Annotated in this window: 13 protein-coding genes; 5 read left to right on the forward strand and 8 right to left on the reverse strand. The window is 68.6% G+C overall.

Going from position 1 to position 23,046, the window contains the following annotated elements; all coding sequences use genetic code 11:
• Window positions 1-271 precede the first annotated feature (271 nt).
• The 3 genes from GobsT_RS04920 (at window position 272) to GobsT_RS04930 (ending at window position 4,393) form a co-directional block, all read left to right on the forward strand.
• Window positions 272-1,489: an FtsX-like permease family protein gene (locus tag GobsT_RS04920; protein WP_010053182.1), complete on the forward strand. Its 1,218-nt coding sequence runs from the start codon at window positions 272-274 to the stop codon at window positions 1,487-1,489.
• Window positions 1,490-1,773: 284 nt separating this feature from the next.
• Window positions 1,774-2,991 carry an ABC transporter permease DevC gene (gene devC / locus GobsT_RS04925; RefSeq protein WP_010051250.1) on the forward strand — a complete coding sequence of 406 codons (1,218 nt, stop codon included), beginning with the start codon at window positions 1,774-1,776 and terminating at the stop codon, window positions 2,989-2,991.
• An 85-nt stretch (window positions 2,992-3,076) separates the two neighbouring features.
• Entirely contained in the window at window positions 3,077-4,393 is a 1,317-nt protein-coding gene (locus tag GobsT_RS04930) for an ATP-binding cassette domain-containing protein (RefSeq protein WP_010051251.1), read from the forward strand.
• Between the two features lie 94 nt (window positions 4,394-4,487).
• Here GobsT_RS04930 and GobsT_RS04935 read toward each other — a convergent pair whose 3' ends face one another.
• Window positions 4,488-4,685 (reverse strand): hypothetical protein, encoded by a 198-nt coding sequence (locus GobsT_RS04935; protein WP_010051252.1) that lies wholly within the window; start codon window positions 4,683-4,685, stop codon window positions 4,488-4,490.
• Window positions 4,686-5,211: 526 nt separating this feature from the next.
• On the opposite strand from GobsT_RS04935, the gene GobsT_RS04940 reads away from it, so the two are divergent.
• Window positions 5,212-5,745, forward strand: a complete 534-nt coding sequence (locus GobsT_RS04940; RefSeq protein ID WP_010051253.1) for a PilZ domain-containing protein — start codon at window positions 5,212-5,214, stop codon at window positions 5,743-5,745.
• Window positions 5,746-5,967: 222 nt separating this feature from the next.
• Here the strand turns inward: GobsT_RS04940 and GobsT_RS04945 are convergent, their stop codons facing one another.
• The 3 genes from GobsT_RS04945 to GobsT_RS04955 form a co-directional block, all read right to left on the reverse strand.
• Window positions 5,968-7,860: a thiamine pyrophosphate-binding protein gene (locus GobsT_RS04945; protein WP_010049302.1), complete on the reverse strand. Its 1,893-nt coding sequence runs from the start codon at window positions 7,858-7,860 to the stop codon at window positions 5,968-5,970.
• Window positions 7,861-8,479: 619 nt separating this feature from the next.
• On the reverse strand, window positions 8,480-9,418 hold the full coding sequence (locus GobsT_RS04950; RefSeq protein WP_010049299.1) for an aldo/keto reductase: 939 nt from the start codon (window positions 9,416-9,418) through the stop codon (window positions 8,480-8,482).
• 704 nt (window positions 9,419-10,122) lie between these two features.
• Window positions 10,123-11,019 (reverse strand): SGNH/GDSL hydrolase family protein, encoded by an 897-nt coding sequence (locus tag GobsT_RS04955; RefSeq protein ID WP_010049297.1) that lies wholly within the window; start codon window positions 11,017-11,019, stop codon window positions 10,123-10,125.
• Window positions 11,020-11,170: 151 nt separating this feature from the next.
• Here GobsT_RS04955 and GobsT_RS04960 point away from each other — a divergent pair, with 151 nt between their 5' ends.
• Complete coding sequence (locus tag GobsT_RS04960) at window positions 11,171-13,423, forward strand: S9 family peptidase (RefSeq protein ID WP_010049295.1); 2,253 nt, start codon at window positions 11,171-11,173, stop codon at window positions 13,421-13,423.
• A gap of 412 nt (window positions 13,424-13,835) precedes the next feature.
• On the opposite strand, the gene GobsT_RS04965 is transcribed toward GobsT_RS04960, so the two are convergent.
• The 4 genes from GobsT_RS04965 to GobsT_RS04980 form a co-directional block, all read right to left on the reverse strand.
• The gene (locus GobsT_RS04965) at window positions 13,836-15,287 is read right to left on the reverse strand and encodes a WD40 domain-containing protein (protein ID WP_010053149.1); all 1,452 of its coding nucleotides are present in this window, start codon (window positions 15,285-15,287) and stop codon (window positions 13,836-13,838) included.
• A gap of 343 nt (window positions 15,288-15,630) precedes the next feature.
• Entirely contained in the window at window positions 15,631-18,267 is a 2,637-nt protein-coding gene (locus GobsT_RS04970; RefSeq protein WP_010052402.1) for a DUF1549 and DUF1553 domain-containing protein, read from the reverse strand.
• Window positions 18,268-18,556: 289 nt separating this feature from the next.
• Window positions 18,557-21,034: a PPC domain-containing protein gene (locus GobsT_RS04975; protein WP_010051761.1), complete on the reverse strand. Its 2,478-nt coding sequence runs from the start codon at window positions 21,032-21,034 to the stop codon at window positions 18,557-18,559.
• 247 nt (window positions 21,035-21,281) lie between these two features.
• Entirely contained in the window at window positions 21,282-22,601 is a 1,320-nt protein-coding gene (locus tag GobsT_RS04980) for a DUF1501 domain-containing protein (protein ID WP_010053206.1), read from the reverse strand.
• Window positions 22,602-23,046: the final 445 nt, after the last annotated feature.

A 23,046-nucleotide genomic window follows, 5' to 3' on the forward strand; every position in this document is an offset into this window, starting at 1 on the left:
TTCTGGAGCGCGGGCCTCTGGCCCGCTTGACCGACGCGGATCGGGGTGCTTTGCAGTCACGCCGTTACAACCTGCGCCCGGAAGCTCATTCACGCCCCGGTTACTGGTGTCTGTTTTAGCTGTTGCCTTTGTGGCACAGACATTCCTGTCTGTGCGGCCTTCTCGCGCCGCACAGACAGGAATGTCTGTGCCACAAGAAACAGACACAACTTGCGGGACCGTGAATCAGGCGGGCCGCAGGCCCGCGGTCCAGAGGCGCCCGGGAACGCACATGACCCCTTTGCGGCTCGCGTGGGCCAACCTGGTGCACAAGCGCACCCGGACGCTGATCGCCGTCACCGGCGTGGCGTTCGCGGTGGTGCTGGTGTTCATGGAACTCGGGATGCTCGGCGGGGTCGGGCGCACCGCGACCATCCTCTACGACAAGCTCCAGTTCGACTTACTCATCACCTCCCGCGAGTACCTCGACCTGAGCCGCGCGCCGGAGTTCCCGCGCGCGCGGCTGGCCCAGGCGCGCGTCGCGGGCGTCGCCGATGTCATTCCCGTGTCGTTCGGGGTTGCGGGCTGGCGGGCGCCGCGCCACGAGACGCCGTTCGGTACGACCGAGCCCGGCGGGGCGCTGAGCGTGAACATCGTCGCCGCCCCGCCGGACCGGCTCGACCGGGCCTTTGCGGTGGGGGACGGCGGCGCGTTCGGGTCCGCGGCCGAGGCCCGCGACGCCGGCCGCCGGCTCGCGCGCCTCGACACGTTCCTGCTCGACGAGCGCTCCAAGCCAGAGTTCGGCGACGCGGCGCAGCTCCGGCGCCTCCCGCCGGACGGCAGCGGCGGCGACCTGGTGCGCGTCAACGGCCGGCGCGCGAGCGTCGTCGGGGCCTTCAACCTCGGCACCGGGTTCAGTTGGAACGGGATGCTGCTCACGAGCGAAGAAACGTATTCCGACTTCGTGATGCGCTCCCGGGACTCCGTGAGCTTCGGTCTGGTGCAGCTCGAACCGGGGGCCGACCCGGGTGCGGCCCGGCAGCGGCTCCGGGCGGTGCTGCCGCCGGACGTGAAGGTGTACACGCGGGCCGAGATCAACGCGGACGAGCGCGGCTACTGGCTCCGGCTCACCTCGATCGGGCAGTTCCTGCTGGTGGCGGTGGTGCTGGCGGTCGTGGTCGGGGTGATCTTCGTGTACCAGATGATGGCCGCCGACATCCGGAACATGCTGCCCGAGTACGCGACGGTGAAGGCCCTGGGCTACCGCCCGCCGTACCTGACCGGCGTGGTGCTGGGGCAGGCGGTGCTGCTCGCGGTGTTCGGGTACGTCCCGGGTTTCGCCGCTGCGCTCGGGCTGTATTATGTGGCGAGGAACTTCGGCGGCATCCCGACCCAAATGACGGTCGAGATCGCCGCCGGCGTGCTCGTGCTGACGTGCGTCATGTGCCTCGCGTCCGGGCTGCTGGCCGTGCGGAAGGTCCACACGGCGGACCCGGCGGATCTGTTTTAAAGGCCGAGAAGGCCGTGAAAGCCGTGTTCACCGCAGAGGAGGTTCCCTCCGCGAAGCGGGAGGGGTTCACGAGAGGGCGCAGAGAGAAAGGCAGAGAAAACAGCAGGCAGTGAGAGAATGCACGAGAAGAGCATTCACCGCCGCCGGGAGACCGCGGAGCTGTTCTCGCTCACAACTTTTCTTTGCCTTTCTCTCTGCGCCCTCTCGTGAACCCCTCCCGCTTCGCGGAGGGAACCTCCTCTGCGGTGAACACGGCCTTCTGTCTTTCTCCGGTTCTCTGATTTATGCGTCCTCCACCCGTACCGCTGGCCTGGAAGAACCTGACGCACGACCGGGTGCGGTTCGGGCTGTTCGCCTCGGGCATCGGGTTCGCCGTGGTGCTGATGGGCGTGCAGTACGGGATCATGAACGCCATGCTGGACAGCAACACCGTGCTGATCGAGCGGCTCAAGGGGGACATCGTCCTCATCAACCCGAACAAGGCGTCGCTGCTGTACCGCGAGGGGGTGTCGCGGCGGCGCATCGCCGAGGCGGAAGGCGTCGCCGGGGTGGCGAGCGCGCACCCGGTGTTCGTGGAGTATTCGACGGCCGCGCTCCGTCACACCGCCGACGATCCGGCCGCCCGCACCAGCACCCGACGGGTGCGGGTCATCGGCGTCGACCCGAACGCCGACCTGTTAAACCTCCCCGGGGTGTCGGCGGACGACTGGCGCGAACTCAACACGCCCGGGACCGCCCTTTATGACCGCGCGAGCCGGGCGCACCCGGACCGGACGCGGCACCCGGGCGAGTCGGTGTTCGGAAAGCTGGCCCCCGGAACGCTGACCGAACTGGCGGGCCGCGACGTTCGGCTGGTGGCCGGGTTCGAAATGGGGTTCGATTTCGGCACCGACGGCAGCGTGGTCGTCGGCGACCGCACCTTCTCGCAGTGGGTGCGCGAGCCGTACTACCCGATGAGCCCGCTGGCGGAGGCCGACATCGGGGTGGTGAAGTTGCGGCCCGGGGCCGACCCCCGCGCGGTCAAGGCCGCGCTCCAGGCGAAGTTCGCTCCGGGCGGTGACGTGCTGGTCCTCACGCGCGCCGAGATGGTGTCGCGCGAGAAGGGGTTCTGGTGGAGCAACACGCCGATCGGGTTCGCGTTCGGCGCCGGCGTGCTGCTGGGGTTCGTGGTCGGGATGGTGATCTGCTACCAGATCCTCGCGAGCGACGTGGCCGACCACCTGCCCGAGTACGCGACGCTCAAGGCCATCGGTTACACGAACCGCTACCTGAGCTGGGTCGTGCTGCAGGAGGCGCTCGTCCTCGCGGTGGCCGGGTTCGCCCCCGGGATCGTGGTCACCTTCGGTACTTATCTTCTGCTCACCGACCTGACCGGTTTGCCGATGATACTGAGGCCGGCGCGGTTCGCTCTGGTGCTGGCGCTGACCGTCGTGATGTGCGCCGCGTCCGGGCTGCTCGCGGTGAGCAAGGTCAAGAAGGTGGACCCCGCCGATGTCTTCTGAGCCGCGCGAGAACGGCCCCCCACGCCCCGGTTCCTTCTCTCCAGAGAGGGAGAGCGGGAACCGCCTCCCACCTCCCGGTCAACCGGTGCTCCGCATCCGCGGGGTGAACCACTACTTCGGTTCCGGTGACACCCGCACGCAGGTGCTCTTCGACAACAACCTCGAAGTGATGCCGGGCGAACTCGTCATCATGAGCGGACCGAGCGGGTCCGGCAAAACCACCATTCTGACCCTCATCGGCGGGCTGCGCACCCTCCAGGAGGGCGAAATCGAGGTCTGGGACGCCGACCGCGGCGGGTACCGCACGCTCCAGGGCGTTCCGGAGCCCGAACTGGTTCAGGTGCGGCGGCTCATCGGGTTCATCTTCCAGCGCCACAACCTGTTCGACTCGCTCACGGCGGTTCAGAACATCCGGATGGCCCAGCAGCTCAAAGAACGCGCCACCGACCCCGGTGCGGACGCCCGTGACGTACTCACGTACCTGCTGCTCGGCGAGAAGGACCTGGCGGGCAAAGATCAGAAGTCGCGGTTCGACTACAAACCTGCACAACTTTCGGGCGGGCAGCGGCAGCGCGTGGCCATCGCCCGCGCGCTCATCAACCGTCCCAAACTGGTACTAGCGGACGAACCGACCGCCGCACTCGACGCGAACAGTGGTCTCGCGGTGGTCACGCTGGTGCAGGAGCTGGCGCGCGCCCGGCCGGAAGCCGACCTCATGAAACTCGTGCGGTCGGCGGAGGAGGCGGGCGAGAACGGGCGCCTCGCGGAATGGCAGGTGCCGCTCCTGAAGCGGGTCGTCGCCGAGCACGGGACGACGAGCCTCATCGTGACGCACGACGCGCGCATCATGAACCTCGCCGACCGGATCGTTCACATGGAGCGGGGGCGGATCGAGTCGAACGTGGTGGTCGCGGAGCGGCTGTTCGTGCGCGAGGGGCTGCGGCAAAGCCCGGCGTTCGCCGCCGTGCTGCCCGAGGAGCAGGAGAAGCTTGCCGATTCCGTACTCATCGGCGTTCACCCGGGCGAGGACGTGCGCCCCGATCACCTCGCCCGAAGTCCCGGACGAGTCGAAGTATACGAACCGGGACAGTTCATCGTCCGGCAGGGGGAAGCGGTCAACGAAGAGAGCAAGTTCTACCTGATCCGGCGCGGAACGGTCGAGGTGCTTCGCGACGTGGACGGTGCGGTTCAGAAGCTGACCGAGTTGGGCGCGGGGCGCTACTTCGGGGAGGTGGCGTTCCTGCTCGACCAGCCGCGCAACGCGAGCGTCCGCACGCTGACACGCGTCGAAGTGTACACCGTCAGCCGAACCGCGTTCGACCGGTTCCAGTCGGTGAGCCGCCCGTTCATCGAGCGCGTGCTGGCCAACTTTCGTGCGGGTGACGGGTCACCGCGAACGTAATGAAGAGGTTGTTGCGAATCGAAAGGAGAGGAGAAGCGTTCGAGACGAGCCCGGCGTGACGGCACTGCGATCCGCTGGAAAACGAGCCGGGCGTTCAGGATACGGACGGATTCGGTTGAGTTGCCAGTAACTCGCCGATGACGCGCCGGAGCATTTGCCCGGTGGTCATGCCGCGCTTACTCGCGGCCGCTTCCAGTTCCATTGCCTGCCACAGCGGCAACAGCAGGGCCAGTTCGACGACCTCTTGGTCGGTACGGGCGGGCGCTGAAACGGCGTCGAACAGCGGTTGCACGGCGTCACCTGTCCTGGAAGGCGTGTACGGCAGCATTTGCCACCAGAATCACGGGTTACTCGCGCCCTCGCATCGCCCGCTACGGGCTCACAACCGTTCGGTTCGCTTACTACACCGACGAAAAACGTTCAGCCTCATGCTGACGCGATCGTGAGTAGCTTGGTGGACCGGGTGGTTCAGTCGAGAGGTCGCGTTTTACATTAGTGCAAGCCGGGTGCCGCGAAGGGAAATCGCCCCGTGATTTTCATTCGACCGCGGAAAACGCAGCTTTTTTGTATTGCGGCCTTGTCACAACTGCGGTCTCTTCTTTTCGCTCACCGCTCACTCCGCGCGCACTTTATGTCAGAACGCGAGCAGCTATTTCCGCGAACATCAAATCCCTTCCGAAAACCCTGACGAACGGGAGCCGTCGCCGCTTCTGGTAAATATGGCAATTGTGTCGGCGGTGTGCATTTTTTGCAACGCACCCACTCCGTGCTACATTCAAATTGACTGCGTAGTGCGGATCGGACGGGAGCGGCCACACATGCTCTTTGCTAACATAATGGAAACGGTCAAGATTTGGACCGCCGGCCACCTGCCGATCACGGTCGGCGGGTGCGTCGCCGCTCTTGTGCTGCTGTTCTTGGTGCTCAACACATCCCGGCGGCGACAGGGGTTGGACCCGTCGAAGCTGCAAGCCACCGGTGCGCTCAATGCGGTCACCGGTGAGAAGTCGCTGAACTGGGACCCGCCGGAGCAGTCCTACGCGGACCGGCGCGCCGCGACGCGGCGCGAGGGGCAACCGGTCCGGGTGCTGCTCGCGGCGGCGACGTTCCGCAACGGGGCCGGCGACGGGTACGTCATCGACCGCTCGACCGGGGGGCTGAAGCTCGCCACGCAGTCGGCGCTGCCCCCGGGCAGTCTCGTCCAGGTGCGGGCCGTGGACGCCCCGGACACCATCGGGTTCGTGACGCTCGTCGTGCGGAGCTGCCGCAAGAACGGGGCGCAGGACTACTTCGAACTCGGGTGCGAGTTCGAGCAGACCCCGCCGTGGAACGTGCTCCTGCTGTTCGGGTGAGCGACACAGAATCAAGGCAGTTCGGCCACAAAAGAAAACCGAGGAAGCAAAGGCAGTTCGGCCACAAAAAAGCACAAAGGGCACAAAAGAAAACCGAAGACGAAGACAAAAGACGTGTTTTGAACTCACTCTTCTGTCTTCGTCTTCGGTTTTCTTTTGTGCCCTTTGTGCTTTTTTGCGGCCACTCCTCATTCTGCCTTTTTCCTCGTGGCCACCCTGACTTTAATCGCTCTTCTTTTCGAGCTGTATCGCGCGGGAGCCGATTCGGGCCAGGAACCGCGCCTTCTGCGCCGCGGTCAGTTCTTTCGTGTACCGGGCGCGGACCGCCTCCACCCACCGGACCTCGCGCTTGCCGTAGTCCGTCACCACCCGCACCAGCACCGGGCCGTCGTGGCACACCGCCCCGCGGAGCTTCGCCTCCAGCTCGGCGTGCGAGGCGATTTCGACGTACCCCACCCCGAACGCCTGGGCGAGCGCCCGGTAATCGAGCCGCGTGAGGATCGTGGCCGTGGTCCGCAAGTACGCCGGCTTCTGGAGCATCTGCATGTAGTGGTACGACTGGTCGTCGAGGATCACGAACTTCACCGGCAGGTGCTCGCGCGCGGCAGTCGTGATCTCGAGCGCGCTCATCAGCAGGCACCCGTCGCCGGTGATCGTCGCGACGGCCTTCCCGTGGTGGACCCGCTGGGCGCCGAGCGCGGCCGGGACGCTCCAGCCCATCGCCTGGTTGTCCACCGGGTTGAAGTACGTCCGCGGGTGGCACACCCGGAAGTGCTCGGCCGCGAGGTGCTCGGTCACGCTCACGTCGGTGAAGAGGAGCGCGTCTTCGGGCAGCACCTTGCGGAGCGCCGCGACCGTCGCCAGGGGGTCCACCCCGCACTTCGCCGCCGGGATGCTGCACAGCGACCGGGCGGCGGCGGCCTTCAGTTCGCGGATGCGGTTGAGCAGCCACCGGTCTTCCGGGCGGCGGAGCTGGTCGCCGCAGGCGAGGAGCCGACCGAGGAACGCGCCCGCGTCCGCGTGGACACACACGTCGGTTTTGAGCACGCGCCCGAGGTTGCAGTGGTTCGCGTCGACGTGGACGACGTGCTTCGGCTGCGGGTTGCCGTAGTAGCCCGTGGACACCTCGCTGAACTTCACGCCGATCGCCAGGACCGTGTCGACGCCGGACTTGAGCGGGTGCATCTTGTCGCCCGCGAACACCTTTTCCGCGACCTCCGAGGCGTGCGGGCCGAAGCCCCAGCCGACCGCGAGCGGGTGCCCGTCGCCGACCGCCCCGCGGCCCGAAACGCTGGTGGCGATCGGGGCCTGGAGCAGCTCCGCAACCGCGGCGAGTTCGGCCCCGTAGCTCATGCACCCGACGCCGGCGTAGATGCCGACCCGGTGCCTCTTGTCGGCGAGGAGCGGCAGCGCGCGGGCGAACGCCGCCTCGTCGAACGGCGGGGCCGGCACCGCGGGCGGCGGGGTGCGGTAGTCGTGCGCCTCGATGAACAGGTTGTACGGCACCACGACGGCGACCGGGCCGGGTTCGCCCTGCGTGGCGGTCACGAACGCCTGGCGCACCGCGGCGGCGATCTGCGCGGCCGTTTGCACCTGGTACACGCACTTGCACACCGGCTTCAGCAGCTCGACCTGATTCAGCGAGTGGACCTGAAACGGCTTGGCCTTTTCGCCGTTCGCGACGTCCCCCACGATCGCCACGAGCGGCGACGAGTCGAGCAGCGCCTCGCCCAGCCCCGTGAGCGAGTTCGTGACGCCGGGTCCGGGCACCACGCACAGCACCCCGGGGCGCCCGGTGCTGCGGGCGTAGCCGTCGGCCATGCACGCCGCGGAGAACTCGTGCGTGACGAGGAGGTAGGGTATGCCCTTCTCCTTGAAGGTGTCCCACAGCTCGTTCTCTTGCGCGCCGGGGATGCCGTACACGCAGCCCACGCCCTCGGCGCGCAGTGCTTCGCAGAGCGCCTCGGCGCCGGTCATGCGGCCGAACACCCAGCCCGGGTGCCGGGCGGCGCGGGCGTCCGCGACCGGTCCCGCCTGGGTCGCGCTCGTGGCGAGGGCGCCGCCGACCGCGGCGGCCCCGTGAAGCAGTCCGCGGCGGGAGAACGCGAAATCCATTTCGCACCTCGAATGACAGTACGGCCCAGGTGTATCGGCAAATGGGGAATGGCGGGTTCGCGCGGAATGCGCAAGTTTGGCGTTTTTGGGGCGACAGAGTTGCGCGCCCCGCCGCCCGTACCGCGCGAGTGGCATCCCTCTCAACACATCACGTCTGTTCAGTGCCGAGCAGCCGCGATGTCGCGACGTGTTTGGCCCCGGGGAATCGGGTGCGGGGCGGCTTCGGTTTTTTCGGCCCGCGGGTGGCCTTCCGATACCGCCCCAGGTTCGCACCCCGGGCCGGCTCCTTGTGCCATTCGGCCATCGGCCCGACCGACCACGCTCCCAGACCCGCCCATGTTTCGACCGGAACGGCGATCCACGGTCCCGGGCACGCACCCGACACTTCCAACGCCAGGTGGTAGGCGGATTACGAACGAACCGCTCCGTATCACGCAAGACCGAGAACCCGGTGAGCCTGTTCGACCTGGACGCAGCCGCCCAGCACCGGCTCGGGCTGGACCACGAGAAGTTGACCTTCAAGTTCCAACTCGACACGCGACTCACGGCCGTGGAGCCCGCGCACCCGGTAACGGCGATCCTGGCGTGGCCGTGCTTCAGGGTGGGCGAGCGCATGCGGTCAGGCTTCCGGGTCCGGGTTCCACCAGCACGGCCCTTTGTCGCGCCGCGCGTCGATTGCGCGGCGCCGGATGTCCTCCATTTCCTTCGCCTCAAGCGGCCGGAACGACCGCGCCGCGGCGAACGCCGCGTCCTGCTCGTTCGGGTAGCTCAGCCCCAACAAAGCGACGTCGGGGTTCAGTGTGAGCGTGTAGTGCAGGCACTCGGCGACGGCGAGCCGGGGCAACGTTGCGCTCGCGTCGTCCGTGCCGCCGCTCGACACCTTGCCGCGCGGCCGGGATTTGAGCGGCTGGTTGTAGCCGCTCGTGTCACCGACCAGTTTGCCCGCGCCGAAGGTCTTGAAACACACCGTTCCCACCCCGAGCGACTGCGCGAGCGGGAGCACGTCCGTAACGTACCGCGAATCCACGAACGGCCCGAGCGGGAACATCACCACATCGCACACACCGGCGTGGAGGGCCGCGAGCAGCACGTCCGGGTTGTGCGACGAGATGCCGCGGAACCGACACTTACCCCTTCTGACAGCGTCGGCGAGTTGGTCGAACCCGCCGCCGGGAGCGCACTGGCGGTCGAACGCGTCCCGCTCCGAGAGGTTGTGGAACACGAACGCGTCGGTGTGATCCAACCCGAGGCGCGCGAGCGAGCCGTCGATTTGCGGCCCGACGGGCTGTTCGGGGTGGTCGATTTTGTCGATCACGAACACCGCGTCGCGACGGACCGCACGCACGACCCGACCGACGATCTCTTCAGAATAGCCGTCCTCGTAGTTCGGGGCCGTGTCGATCAGGTTCAGCCCGGCGTCGAGGGCGCGGCGGGCGGTCGCGACGCAGGTTTCGAGCGGCACGGCGCGGTCGGCCAGGTCGCCGATTCCGAGTACGGAAGCCGCGAACCCGGTGCGCCCCAGTTCGCGCCGCGGGAGCCAGTTCGGATCGTCGTTCATCACAGGTGACCTCGTCTCGTTTCCCGTTGGTAGCTCGGCACCAGGTGCGACACTCACGCCCGAGCCCGCCGGACCCGGCCAGTGGGACGCGACTGCGCCCGTAACGACCGTGTAAGCCATTTCTGACAATTGACTTGCGTCCACCAATCGGCCGCCGGCGGGATCGCTTCTGCCCGGCTGCGGGGGCCGTATTTGCGGGTTCTGCGGGCGTTTCCGTGGTAGCGAACGGGTAGCAGTTGGGTAGCGAACAGCGACCTCCCCGCCCGCGAATGTCCAGTCGGCTCCCCCGTTCGAGGCACTGTAACCCCCGTTACACCCCGCCCCACAAACCCCGTCGGAAGGTCCACAGCCCCGGGTAGTTCGGGGGCAGTTCGGGGGTAGCGAACGGGAGCGGAGTCCGGGCCGGCTCGCTCTTTCGGGGTAACGTGGTGTCAGTCCTGTACCAGTCCCCGGACCGACATCGCTACCGCCCGCGGCGGTGTTGCTCTGTGATCGCGCGCCAACGACCGCCCGCGCGGTGCCCCTGGTGACGCCTGCCGCGCTGTCGGGTTGAGTCACGTTGCCCCCGCGCCATTCGATAAGCTGAAGCGCCGTACCGGTCGCACGGTCCCTACCTTACTGATGGCACGTGGACGGACCGTCAGCCACGCGGGTACGAAGGGGCGCCAGCGAGTTCCGTCGCTCCTGATCGGGTCGGGCCGGAGCTACTTCCGCCGCAGCGCGTCGATTTGCTCCTGAAGCTTCGCCGCGTCGGCCTCGGCGGTGCCGAGCGGTTGCGGCTTCACGGTCGCCTCGCGGGTGTACCCGGTGTGCTTCATCCACGCCGCCGAGCGCCGCTCGCGCTTTTGCGCCACCAGTTTGAACAGCGGGTCCGCCTTGATCGTCGCAACGGATTCGTCCGGTGCCTTCACGCCGAACGCCCCGAGCAAGGTCTTGGCCATCAGCAGGTGCCCGTCGTCGCCCGGGTGAACGTTGTCCTTCGAGAACGGCCCGGGGCGCGCGTCGCGGGCCGTTCGCATCGCGGTGTGCAGGTCGATCACCGTCACCCCGGGCGTCTTGAGTTCGGTCTCCCACTTCGCGTATTCGGTCAGTACGGAGTCGTAGTTGAACTCCCCCTTCTTGGGCACGAAGTCGTAGATCGGCGGCGTGATGAGGTAGACGTGCTTCGCGCCGGCTTTCTGGCACTGCTCGATCAGCTTCGCGACGCCCTTGTGGAACGCGGCGGCGCGCCCCTTGTCGAGCGGCAGGTAGATGCCGTCGTTCATCCCGTAGCACGCGAACACGATTTCGGGCTTCGACTTCTCCAGCACCCGTCCGAGCCGCTCGAACAGGCACGGCCGCGGGAACTTCCCGCCGGCGTGGCCGTCCTCGCTCAGCCCCGAAAGCGTCTCGCTCGCCAGCCCCAACCCGATGACGTCGAAATCCTTCGTCGGGTGCAGCTTTTCAAGGTAGTACGTCGCGAACGAGACGTACCCGCCGGCCTGCGTGATGCTGTCGCCCAGGAACACCACCCGCTTACCGGCGAGCGCCTTGACATCCTGCGCGAGGCCGTGAGGAGCAAGCGCCGCCCCGACGAGAACGGCGAGCAGGAGCCGGATCATGACTTTCCCTCGTGTGTGTTTCCCGGCTCCGACGGCTGGGTCCGGTTGTGCGGGCCGCAGATCCGGTAAGGTCGCCCTATTCTTCCTGATCGTGCTTGCCCGAAGCAAGGCCCGCATGCAGGCTGAAATCGTTTTCACCGCGGAGTGAGCGATGTTTCCTCGCAGCCTGTTACTTCTTTTCCTTCTGGCAGCTCCGGCTGCCGCCCAGCCACAGCCGATCGATCCGGCGGCGCTGACGCTCGATCGGCTGTTCGCCTCGGACGACTTCCGCGGCGATCCGGTGCCGAGCATGAAGTGGCTCGACGGCGGCGCGTACACCATCCTTCAGCCCTCCAAGGCCCACAAGGGCGCGAGCGACATCGCCCGCGTTGACGCGGCGGGAAAAGCGGAAGTGCTGGTCGCGGCCGAGAAGCTGATCCCGCCGGGTGCGAAGGAGCCGCTCGCGGTCCACGGCTACGACCTCTCAAAGGACCTCGACCTCGTGCTGATCTTCACCAACTCGGTGAAGGTGTGGCGGCAGAACACCCGCGGCGACTACTGGACGTTCCGGCGCTCGACCGGGAAGCTCGCGAAGCTCGGCGGCGACGCGAAGCCGTCCACGCTCATGTTCGCGAAGATGTCGCCCGACGGGACGCGCGTCGGGTACGTGCGCGACAACAACATCTACGCGGAGCCGGCGGCGGGCGGCGCGGCCACGCCGCTCACGGCGGATGGCACGGAGCAGGTCATCAACGGCACGTTCGACTGGGTGTATGAGGAGGAGTTCTACTGCCGCGACGGGTGGCGCTGGAGCCCGGACGGGAAGTCGGTCGCGTACTGGCAGCTCGACACCCGGGGCGTGAAGGCGTTCACGATGATCGACAACACGACCGCCGTGTACCCGGTGCTCAAGACGTTCGCGTACCCCAAGACCGGCGAGCGCAACTCCGCGTGCCGGGTCGGCGTGGCGCCCGCGGCCGGCGGCCCGACGAAGTGGCTCGACGTGCCCGGCGACACCCGGACCGACTTCTACATCCCGCGCATGGAGTGGGCCGGCAACGCGACCGAACTCGTCGTCCAGCGGGTGAACCGGCTCCAGAACGCGGTGGACGTGCTGCTCGCCGACGCCCGGACGGGGCAGGTGCGGGCGCTCCTGACCGAGCGCGACGGCGCGTGGGTCGATGTCCACGACGACGCGGGCGAGTGGGTGGAAAAGGGGGCGGCGTTCACCTGGGTGAGCGAGCGGGACGGGTGGCGGCACCTGTACCTCGCGTCGCGCGACGGTAAGTCCGTGCGCAAGGTTACGAGCGGCGAGTTCGATGTGATCCGCGTGCTGCACATCGATGAGAAGGCGGGAAGCGTCTACTTCCTCGCGTCGCCGGAGAACCCGACCCAGCACTACCTCTACAAATGCGCGCTCGACGGCACCGGCGCGCCGGTACGGGGCACGCCCGCGGACCAGCCGGGCTGGCACGATTACGACCTCGCGCCCGGCGGCGCGCTGGCGGTCCACACCTACTCCACCTTCGGGAAGCCGCCGCGGGTGGAACTGATTTCCCTTCCGGACCACAAGGTTGTTCGCGTGTTCGCGGCCAACGACAAGCTGCGCGAAACCGTGGCGAAGCTGAAGCAAACGCCGCCGGAGTTCTTCCGGGCGGATGTCGGCGGCGGGGTGAAGCTGGACGGCTGGCTCATGAAGCCCGCGAACTTCGACCCGGCCAAGAAGTATCCCGTCCTGTTCCACGTGTACGGCGAGCCGGCGGGCCAGTTGGTGACGGACCGGTGGGGCGGCCGGCAGCACCTGTGGCACCTCATGCTGACCCAGCAGGGGTACGCGGTGGCGTGCGTGGACAACCGCGGGACGCCGTGCCCGCGCGGCCGCGACTGGCGCAAATCGGTGTACCGGAAGATCGGCGTGACCGCCTCGGCGGATCAGGCCGCGGCCGTGCGCGACCTGCTCAAGCAGCGCCCGTACCTGGACGGGGCGCGGGTGGGCGTGTGGGGCTGGAGCGGCGGCGGGTCGATGACGCTGAACCAGATGTTCCGCCACCCCGACCTGTACCGGACGGGCATGTCCGTCGCGCCGGTCCCCGACATGCGGCTGTACGACACGATCTACCAGGAGCGGTACATGGGGCTTCCGCAGGACAACGCCGAGGACTACAAGCAGGGCTCGCCGATCACGCACGCGGCCGGGCTGAAGGGGAACCTGCTGATCGTTCACGGCACCGGCGACGACAACGTTCACTACCAGGGCACGGAGAAGCTCGCGGACAAGCTGATCGAGCTGAACAAGCCGTTCGCGATGATGGCGTACCCGAACCGGAGCCACTCGATCAACGAGGGCAAGAACACGAGCCGGCACCTGTACGGGCTGCTCACGAAGTACCTGAACGACAACCTGCCCGCCGGCCCGAAGCCGTAACCGTTGATGGCGGTGACGGGCTCGCGGGGGCGCCCTGCCCCTCGGCCCCCAACCCTGAAGGGACAAAGGCAACCTACCCCCCGGCCCCCTCCCTGAAGGGAGGGGGAGAAAGAAGGTACGAGTACGCGAATTGGTGCGCGGAGCGGACCCACCCCCGGCCCCCTCCCTGAAGGGAGGGGGAGGAAGACGAAACGCACCGCACGCCCGGTTTGCCACGCGGTTCCAAAGTGCTTTCTCCCCCTCCCTTCAGGGAGGGGGCTGGGGGGTGGGTCTGCTCCGCGCGCCCGAGCCGCTCCGGGATCACACGCACCCGGCGCCACCCCTCCCGTCCCGCCGACCCACGGAAGCTCCGCTGACCGGGCCGGTGGACGGGAGGGGGCTGGGGGGCGGTCGCTCTCGCGCTGGTTCGGCGTCAGTCCGGGTTGGTCGTCAGCTCGCCGGCGGGCTTCTTGTCCTTCAGGTCCCACACCCGCACTTTGCCGGTGAAGTCGCCGACCAGCACGCGCTCGCCGTCGTGCGAGAAGACCGCCTTCGACGGCACGTCGGTGAACCCCTCCAGCCGCGCGACCTGGGTGCCGTCGGCCTTCCACACGCGGGCGGTGTTGTCGCGCCCGCAGGTGACGAACTGCCCGGTGCGGGCGTAGCCCACCGCCAGCACCCCGGGCGTCTTGTTCCGCGCGGGCGCCTTCGCGTCCGCCTGCGCGGTGATCGTCCGGGTCGGGAACCCGTCCTCGGCGAACCACAGGATCACCTTGCCGTCCTCGCTGGCCGACGCGAGCATCTGCGAGTCCGCGCGCCAGCTCAGCCCGGTGACGGCGTCCTTGTGGTCGCCGAGCGTGAACACGATGCCCCCGGTCGCGGCCTCCCACACGAACGCGCCGCCGTTCCGGTCGCCGCTCGCGAGCAGTTCGCCGTCCGGGCTGAACTCGATCGCGGTCACCCAGTCGGTGTGCTTCTTGATTTTGTGCTTCAGCGTGCCGGTCGCGACGTCGTACACCTTGACCAGTTTCCCGGGGCCGCCGAGGGCGACGAACTTGTGATCCGGGCTGACATCCGCCGCGAGCACAACGTCGGCCTCGTCGCCGATCTCGGTGACCCGCTTGCCGGTGGCCACGTCCCAGATCACCACCCGCCCCTGCGCGGCGCCGCGCCCGCCGCCGGCCAGCAGCCACTTCCCGTTCCGGCTGAACCGCAGCACGTGCGGCACCCGCTCGGGGAACGGTAGCGTACCGATCAGCTTCAGCGTGTCGGTGTTGTACAGCAGGACCCGCTCGTGCCCCGCGACGGCCGCCAGCGGCGCCCACGGGCTGGTCGCCAGCGCGGTGACCGGGTGCGCCCGGTCGGTCCGGGCCAGCTTCACTGCGGGCAGTGAAACGGGCATCGGCGGCGGCCCGGCGGGCTTGCCTTTCGTGAGCGCGACCGGGTCGATCTCGACCTTCCGGCCCGCGCCCTTCGCGGCCCCGACGGCGGTTTCGGGGGCGCCGCCCTCGATCCACTTCTTGAGCACCGCGAGGTCGGCGTCGGGGATCTTCGGCCCCTTCGGCGGCATCTTCGGCTCGACCTCGTGCGCGGTGACCCGGTAGAGCGCGCTCTGCCCCGGGTTGCCGGGCTTCACCGCCTCGCCGCTGGCCCCGCCCGCCATCAGCGCCTGGTACGTCGAGACGTCCAGGTCGGACGACGCCTTATCGGCGTTGTGGCAGTTGAGGCAGTGCTTGCGCAGGACCGGCAGGACGTGGTCCTTGTACGTCACCGCGTCGGCCTTCTTGGCCGGGTCGGCCTTCGGGTCGGTCTTCGCCGGCTGCGCGTGGGCCAGCCCGAAGGCCACCAGCGACAGTGTGAGCGGGTAGAGGAGGCGCGGGAGCATAGGTCGTAAACCGCTGTGGGTGTTCGGTGGTTGGCTGATTGGTGGAGGGCGGCGCCTCGAGCAGATGGCCGTGGTCGCACTGCACTTTTGGCGAGCCGCGACCGCGAGGGAGCGGGATACGTGGCACCGCTCCCTCGCGGTCGCGGCTCGTCAAAAGTGCAACACAAACACCTTTGGTCTCGTACTCATTCACGGTCCAGGTGGTGCTTGTTTCTTGTGGCACAGACATTCCTGTCTGTGCGGCCTGCTCGCGCCGCACAGACAGGAATGTCTGTGCCACAAAACAGAACCGAAGCAGACACTCGTAACCGGATCGTGTATCAGGTCGAGCGATCTCGCGCCGTTAGTGGTTGAACGTGAACTCCGTGGAGTTGAACAGCCCCCACAGGATGTCGCCGTAGACGGTCTGCGCGGCGGCGCCCTCGAGCCGCGCGCGGGCGGCGTTCTGGGTCTGTTCGAGCGCGGCGACCTGCTTGCCGAGCGCGGCCGCTTCCTTCGAGCCCTTCGGTTGTTTGGCCAGGTCGGCCTGGAGCGCCTTCAGCCGCTCCTCCGTGCGCCGGTAGGTGGCATCGGTCCGCAGTTGCGCGTCGGCCAGTTCGGTGAGCCGGGCCGGCGCGGTCTCACGCTGAACGATCTCGACCAGCTTCTTCGTCTCGGTTGCGGTCGGCTTGCGGCACAGCGTCCGGATGTACAGTTCCTCAATCACCGCTTCCGGGGCCTTCTTCTCGGCGAGGAGCGCCGGCAGGAACTTGCTCTGCGCCACCTTTGCGGTAACCGTGTCGCCGTTCATCAGGTGCAGCGCCTGCGACAGGTTCGCCTCGCGGTTCACCTCGCACGAGCACGGCGTCTCACGCGGAGCGCGGCCGAACGTGGTGAGGAAGTAGTTGGTCACCTCGCCGGTGTGGATCTGCACCGCCCGCGTGCCCGGCGGGGACTGCGCGAACCGGTCCTCGGTGCCGGTGATGCGGGTGACCGTGTCGAGCAGCACCTCGGCCCGCAGCCGGCGCACGTAGGCGTGCGAGAAGTAGATCTCGTCCAGCTCGTTGGTCGGGTTGGTCGCGGCCGCGAGCTGGTACGTGCGCGAGTTGCAGATGTCGCGCACCAGCTTCTTCTTGTCGAACTTGTCGTCCGCCAGCTTCCGGCCCAGCGCCTCGAGCAGCTCCTTGTTGCTGGGCGGGTTGCTGATGCGCACGTCGTCCACCGGGTCGACGATCCCGCGGCCGAAGAAGTGCGCCCAGATGGTGTTCGCCATCGTCTCGCGGAACGCGGCGTTGTCCGCGGCGGTGAGCCACGCGGCCAGCGCCTTGCGCGGGTCCTGGCCGTCCACGTCCGGCGCGGCCCCGCCGAGGAACTTCGGCTTCATCCGGCGGCCGTCAACCGGGTGCGCGGTGGTGTTCGCGCTGGGGTTGTTCGTGACCACCACCTCGCGGCCCTCGGTGCCGCGCTTCAGGTTCATGCCGGCGAAGAACGCGGCGAACCCGTAGTAGTCGTCCATCGTCCAGCGGTCGAACGGGTGGTTGTGGCACTGCGCGCACTGGATGCGGGTGCCCAGGAACACCTGGGCGATGTCCTCGGCCGTCTTCTCGGGCGTGAGCCGCTCGCCGGCGGTGTACAGGTTCGCGGGCGGCGACTTGAAGTTGCTGCCGGACCCGACGAGCAGGTCCGCGGCGAACTCGTTCAGCGGCCGGTTCTGCGCCATCTGCTCCTTGATCCACGCGGCGTAGGAGAACATCGCCTTCGAGTCGCGGCCGTACTGCGGGGTCTGGTTGTTCGCGCGGACGCGGAGCAGCTCGCCCCACTTCATCGCCCACATGTCCACGAACTCGGGCCGCTCCAGGAGCGTATCGATCAGCTTCGCGCGCTTCTTCGGGTCGTTGTCCGCGAGGAACGCGTCGTACTCGGCGCGGCCCGGCGGGAGCCCGATCAGGTCCAGGTACACGCGGCGCAGGAACGCCTCGTCCGAACACAGCTCGGACGGCGCCAGGTGCAGCTTCTTGAGCTTGTCGAAGACGAGCGCGTCGATGTAATTGTGCTCGGGCGGGTCGGGCCAGCGGAACTTGTCGTCGGTCGGCAGGACGATCACCTCCGCGCCGACGGTGAACTTCCCGAACCGGGCGAACACGAACGCGCCGCCCCGCCCGCCGCCGGTCACGGCGCCGTCCTTGCCGATCGCCGCGACCGCCTCGTTGTTGGCCATGTACAGCGCGAGCCGGGTCACGTCGCGCGTCGAGCCGTCCGAGTACCTGGCGAGCACCACCGACTTTTGCGCCTGCCCCTTGGCGGCGAACACCACCTTCGCGGGCAGCAGTTCCACGCCCACCGGCTCGGGCACGTTCGCGCCGTCGTCCGGGGCGCCGGCCTTCAGCCACCGCAGGAGCGTCTTGTAGTCGTCGTGGTTGGTGTCGAAGAGCTTGCCGCCGGTGTGGGCGACGGCGCCGACGGACTTTTCGAGCAAGAGGCTCTTTTCGGGCGCCGCGAGGTCGATGCGGCGCCCGACGATGGCGCGGGTGATCCGGTGGTAATCGCCGGCCGGGTCGTACCCGAACAGCGACAGCATGAACCCGTCCTTGCCGCGGGCCGCGCCGTGGCAGCTCCCGTTGTTGCACCCGTGCTTCATGAACACCGGCATCACGTCGAGCCGGAAGCTCACCGGGCGCGACTGGTCCGCGCCGGACACGGTCACCGGGATTTCGGCCCGCAGCCCGCCGGCCTCGGCCACGAGCGTCGTGCGGCCGTCCTTCTTCGGGGCGAGCGTACTCTGCGCGAGCGCCGCGACCGCCGCATCCTTCAGTGACAGTTTCGCCGTAGCCGTGACGTCTTTCGTGACGCCTGCGTCATCGACGTGTTGCACCACGACGGCGTGTCGGTCGTCCTGACCCTTCAGCTCGACGGCCGCTGGGAAGACCTTGAGCGCCGGGGCCGCGTGCGCCGCCCCCGCGGGCAAAAGGAGTGCGACGGCGGCGAACAAAAGCGTGCGCATAGCGGGGATCGCCTCGGGTGGTTCCACTCGCGTGAATCGGGCCGTTAAGTCGGCGGGGTAAAATTCCCGTTGGTCGCACGGCGGATGTCGCACAGGGCTTCCGCCCTGTGCTACGTCCGGCGACCCCTCCGGGGTGCAAGACCAAGGCAAAAGACCAAAGGCAAAAGGTAAAAGCAGCGCAACCTTTTTACCTTGACACTTTTGCCTTTTAACTTGTTTTCCGCCCCGGAGGGGCCGGCGGGCGTAGCACAGGGCGGAAGCCCTGTGCGGTGTTGTGCGGGGCGGCGAATCACTTGTCCTTCGCCGCGGCGCCGCGCTCGGCGTCGACCCGCAGGACGCCGCCGCCGCTCAGTTGCCGCACCGACTGGCCCTTGTCGGTGACGGTCACGTCGAGCACGACGCCCTGGTAGTTGCCGACCAGCGCTTCCGGCGTGGCCCGCAGCGTGAACTTGACCTCCTTGTCGGCGGAGGTGATCTCGCGCGGGCCGTCGGCCAGTTCGATGCCGCGCGGGAGCCGGCCGAGCGTGACCGCCGCCTTGCCCTCGAACGGCTGGAGGTGGTTCAGCTTGACCACCAGCGCCGCGGTCTTGCCGCGCTCGATCGACGTGCGCGGGAACCGCGCCTCGACGTGCGGCTCGGCCACCGGCAGCTTGAACGGCTGCGACGCCACGTAGGTGCGGCCCTCGCCGTCGTTGTACCCGCGCCGGCCGCTGCCCGACATCGCGGTGAGTGTGAGCTGGTGCGTCCCGGCGGCGGCGTTGCGGGCGGCCCCGAGCAGGTACACGCCTTCCGTCTTGCCCGCGGGCACCGTGACCGGGGTGGCCGTGTTGATCCCGAGCGGCTTCCACTCCAGTTGCACCGTGACGGGGCCGTCGAACCCCTTCGCCCGCTCCACGCGGAACTTGAGCGACACCTCGCCGTTCTGCACGAGGGCCGACTTCGGCTCCTCCACCTTCACCGTGAACGGCGCCGGCTCGGTGACCGCCAGCGCGAGCCGGTCGATCGGCACGTGCAGGTAATAATCGTTGTTGCCGTATGCGTTCATCGGGACCGTCTGCCGGTAGCCGCTCGCGAGGGGCGACGCACCGCCGACCGGGCGCGCGATCAGGTCCACCAGGAGCGCTTCGGGCTTCGCGTCAGCGGCGGCCTCGAACACCACCGGCACCTTCGTCATCCCCGGCGTGAGCCTGGGGGCGTGCAGCGTGACGCCCTTCGGCAGGTTCACGCCGACCAGTTCCAGTTCGCCCGCGACCGGCCGGCCGGTCGCGAACACGCCCACCTGCACGGTGGTGCGGTTCCCGGCCGGGACCGCGACCGCCTGACGCAGTTGGGGCGCGAACTGGTTCTCCGGCTCCGGCGCGATGTAGGTGTGAACCGCGCTCGTCTCCGGCTGCACCTCGACGCGGTACACGTAGTCCGCGCCGCCCTCGCCGCGCTCGTCCTCGACGCCCAGCACGTACTCGCCGTCGGCCGGTACGGTGAACTCCAGCACCGGGTCGTGGGTCTCGCGGATGAGCCCGCCGGCGGGGGCGAACCCGAGCTGGTTCGGGCGCGAGTCCGCGGCCCGCTGACCCGCCGCGCCCGGCTTCGCGCCGACCGGCTTGATCCAGATCACCGGATCGAGCGGCGAGCCGAGCGCCTGGGCCAGGGCGTGGAACCGGAACTGTTCGCCCTTTTTGGCCTTGAACCGGAAGCAGTCCACGTCGCCGGGCTTCTCGATGATGCCGTTGAACGCCACCGGGAGCGGCGCTGCAGTCGTGGGCGCAGTCGCGGGCGTGTCGTTCGGTTCGACTTCCAGCACGTTCGGGAACGGCGACGCCCGTAACCGGTTCGGCGAGGGGGCCGAAACGCCGTCGCTCACCGCGACGAACGGCACGTCGCCCGGCGCCTTCGGCAGCCGGGCCGTCTGGTCCCACGCGCCCTTCGGGTCGCCGAGCACGCGCACCTTGAGTTCTTCGCCCGCCGGGCCGCCCGCGGGGTACACGCCGGTCGGGCGGGCGAACGTGCCGACGTGCAGCCGGTACACGTCGTTGGCCGCGTTGTACATGCTGTGGCGCACCTCCACGAGGTACGCCCCGTCCCGCGGCGCGATTACCGACAGGACCGGGTCTTGAACGAACAGCGCCGAGTCGTCGGCCGCCGCGAGCTTGGCCCCGTCGGGCGCGTAGATCGCGAGGTGCAGGTCCGGGATGCCCCGCTCGACGCCGAGCCGGGCCGCCTCCACCTCGGCCGAGACGCGCTGGCCGCGCTTCACCTCGACGCGGTACAGGTCCACGTCGGTCGGGTCGTTGAGCTTGCCGAGAACGGTCACGTTCGCGGGCACCGGCGTCGCGGTCTCGGGCTTGTCGTTGCGCGTCTTGCCGATGACCTCGTTCTCTTCGACCGTGGGGAACGGCCCGACGAAGAACCGCTGGTACTCGGTCAGCCCGGTGGCGGTGCGGAGCCGGAGCCCGTGCGGCCCGAGCGGGCAGTCGGCGGCGAGCTTCAGCTTCACGCGGATTCGCGTCCCGGGGTCAACGGGAACGGCCTTCCTGGTCGGCCCGGTCGTGCTTTCGACCGGCTCGATCCCCTCGACGGTGATGCCGGGTTCGTAGAAGAGCACCTCGCGGGTCTGGCCGAGCGCGCGGCCGGTGAACTCGACCTCGACGGTCGTGCCGCGCGGCCCGCCGGGCGGCGACAGCCGCGCGAGCTTCGGCGTGTCGGCGGCGGCGCCCGCCGCGGCCAACAGGAGCGCGGCGCACGTGCTGGTGGAACGGAAGAATCGCATTGCGAGCGGCTCCGGACGGTGCCGAGGTGAAGCGCGGGGGCGAGTGGGGGCTTACGCCCCTGATTCATGATCCGGCCGGTTGTGTCTGTTTCTTGTGGCACAGACATTCCTGTCTGTGCGGCCTTCTCGTCCCGCACAGACATTCCTGTCTGTGCCACAAAGGCGTAAGACAAAAACAGACACAACCGGCCGGACGGTGAATGAGTGGGCTCGTGAGTTCGCGCATCGCGAACATCGCGGTTCGGCGCTAGCCGATCAGGTCCTTCACCACGTTACCGTCGTCGATGATCTCGATGGGGCGGGCGCCGGGGGCCATCAGCTCCTTGTCGGCGTTGATGCCGAGCTGGTGGTACACGGTGGTCAACACGTCCTCGACGCGGACCGGGTCCTCTTCGGGCTCGCTGGCGGTGGAGTTGGACGAGCCGTAGACCAGCCCCTTCTTGAACCCGCCGCCCGCGACCGCCAGCGAGAACACCCGCGGGAAGTGGTCGCGGCCGGCCGACGCGTTGATCTTCGGGGTGCGCCCGAACTCGCTGGTCACCAGCACGACGGTCGAGGCCAAGAGCCCGCGGTCGTCCAGGTCGCGGATCAGGCCGGCGAGGGCGGCGTCGAGGCCCGGCGCCTGGCGCTTCATCGCGCTCTCGATGCCGGCGTGCATGTCCCAGCCGCCGTAGCTCACCGTCACGAACCGCACGCCCGCCTCCACGAGGCGCCGGGCCAGCAGGAACCGCGGGCCGGCGTCCGAGGTGCCGTACTTCGCGCGGGTGGCGGCGGACTCCTTCTCGATGTCGAACGCCTCGCGCGCCGCCGAGGAGCTGATGAGGGCGTACGCGCGGGCGTAGAACTCGTCCATCGCGCCGAGCGCTTCGGCGCTCTTGGCCTGAGCGCGGAAGTGGTCGTCCACCACGCCGCGGATCTGCTGGCGGGTGCCGAACCGGCGGTCGTCCACGCCCGGGGGCAGCGTCAGGTCGCGCACCTTGTACCCGCTGCGGGCCGGGTCGCTGCCGATGCCGAACGGCCCGAACTGCGAGCCCAGGTAGCCGGTGCCCCCGTACTCCGACGCGGACGGCACCGCGACGTAGGGCGGCAGGTCCCGGCGCGGCCCGAACTCGTGCGACACCACCGCGCCCATCGCCGGGTGCTCGAGCGCCGGGCTCTTGCGGTAGCCGGTGAACATCGTGTACGAGGCGCGGCCGTGGTCCGCCTCCTTGCCGGCGATGGAGCGGACGATCGTCATCTTGTCCGCCACCTGCGCGACCGAGCGGAAGTTCTCGCTCAGCACCACGCCCGGGAGCTTCGTCTTGGCGACGTTGAACGGCCCGCGGTACTCCAGCGGCGCGTCCGGCTTCGGGTCCCAGCTCTCCTGGTGGGCCATGCCGCCCGGCAGCACGATCTGGATGACGCTCTTGGCCGCGCCCTCCTTGCTGGCGTAGTTCTTTTGATCGGCGCGGGCCTTCAGGGCGAAGAAGTCGCCGAGCGTGAGCCCCAGCGAGCCGACCACGCCGACGCGGAGGAACTCGCGGCGGCCCGGCGCCCGGGTCGGTGCGGCGGTGAGATTCGTCGACATGCGCGTGGGCCTCGTCTCTGCGAGTGAGTGGGAACGCGAGGGCGTGTTTCGGGGCGGGTCGAGCGGCAGGTAGAGCGAAGGCGGGGCACCGGCGGGCGGCGCGGAAACCTGCACCATACTATCTTCGGTCCGCGACCACGTAACTGTGAATTCCGCCGCCCCCCGTTCCAGACATCCGCGCGGCAAATTTTCCCCCGCGCGCCACAACAGCGAGCGGCGATTCGCGCCGGGCGATACGTGTAACAACTGATACCAAAACCGGTTGCGGGTTCGTCGCCTGAGGGCGAACCCACCTGCGGTGTCGCTTTTGTTGACGAGCCGCGACCGCCAGGGAGCGGTGCCACGTCTCCCGCTCCCTGGCGGTCGCGGCTCGTCAAGAAAGCGGCCGTATCACCGCGATCGCCACCTGAGCACGAACCCGCACACGCGCAACGGGCGGCCGGCG

Origin of the sequence: Gemmata obscuriglobus (genome assembly GCF_008065095.1) — a bacterium.
GTDB lineage: Bacteria > Planctomycetota > Planctomycetia > Gemmatales > Gemmataceae > Gemmata > Gemmata obscuriglobus.

Excerpts from the sequence above, each read along its gene's own strand:
- GobsT_RS04965 (WP_010053149.1), bottom strand. The coding sequence starts at position 15,287 with ATGCTCCCGCGCCTCCTCTACCCGCTCACACTGTCGCTGGTGGCCTTC.
- GobsT_RS04970 (WP_010052402.1), bottom strand. The coding sequence starts at position 18,267 with ATGCGCACGCTTTTGTTCGCCGCCGTCGCACTCCTTTTGCCCGCGGGG.
- GobsT_RS04945 (WP_010049302.1), bottom strand. The coding sequence starts at position 7,860 with ATGGATTTCGCGTTCTCCCGCCGCGGACTGCTTCACGGGGCCGCCGCG.
- GobsT_RS04950 (WP_010049299.1), bottom strand. The coding sequence starts at position 9,418 with ATGAACGACGATCCGAACTGGCTCCCGCGGCGCGAACTGGGGCGCACC.
- GobsT_RS04960 (WP_010049295.1), top strand. The coding sequence starts at position 11,171 with ATGTTTCCTCGCAGCCTGTTACTTCTTTTCCTTCTGGCAGCTCCGGCT.
- GobsT_RS04920 (WP_010053182.1), top strand. The coding sequence starts at position 272 with ATGACCCCTTTGCGGCTCGCGTGGGCCAACCTGGTGCACAAGCGCACC.
- GobsT_RS04955 (WP_010049297.1), bottom strand. The coding sequence starts at position 11,019 with ATGATCCGGCTCCTGCTCGCCGTTCTCGTCGGGGCGGCGCTTGCTCCT.
- GobsT_RS04940 (WP_010051253.1), top strand. The coding sequence starts at position 5,212 with ATGCTCTTTGCTAACATAATGGAAACGGTCAAGATTTGGACCGCCGGC.
- GobsT_RS04980 (WP_010053206.1), bottom strand. The coding sequence starts at position 22,601 with ATGTCGACGAATCTCACCGCCGCACCGACCCGGGCGCCGGGCCGCCGC.
- devC (WP_010051250.1), top strand. The coding sequence starts at position 1,774 with ATGCGTCCTCCACCCGTACCGCTGGCCTGGAAGAACCTGACGCACGAC.
- GobsT_RS04975 (WP_010051761.1), bottom strand. The coding sequence starts at position 21,034 with ATGCGATTCTTCCGTTCCACCAGCACGTGCGCCGCGCTCCTGTTGGCC.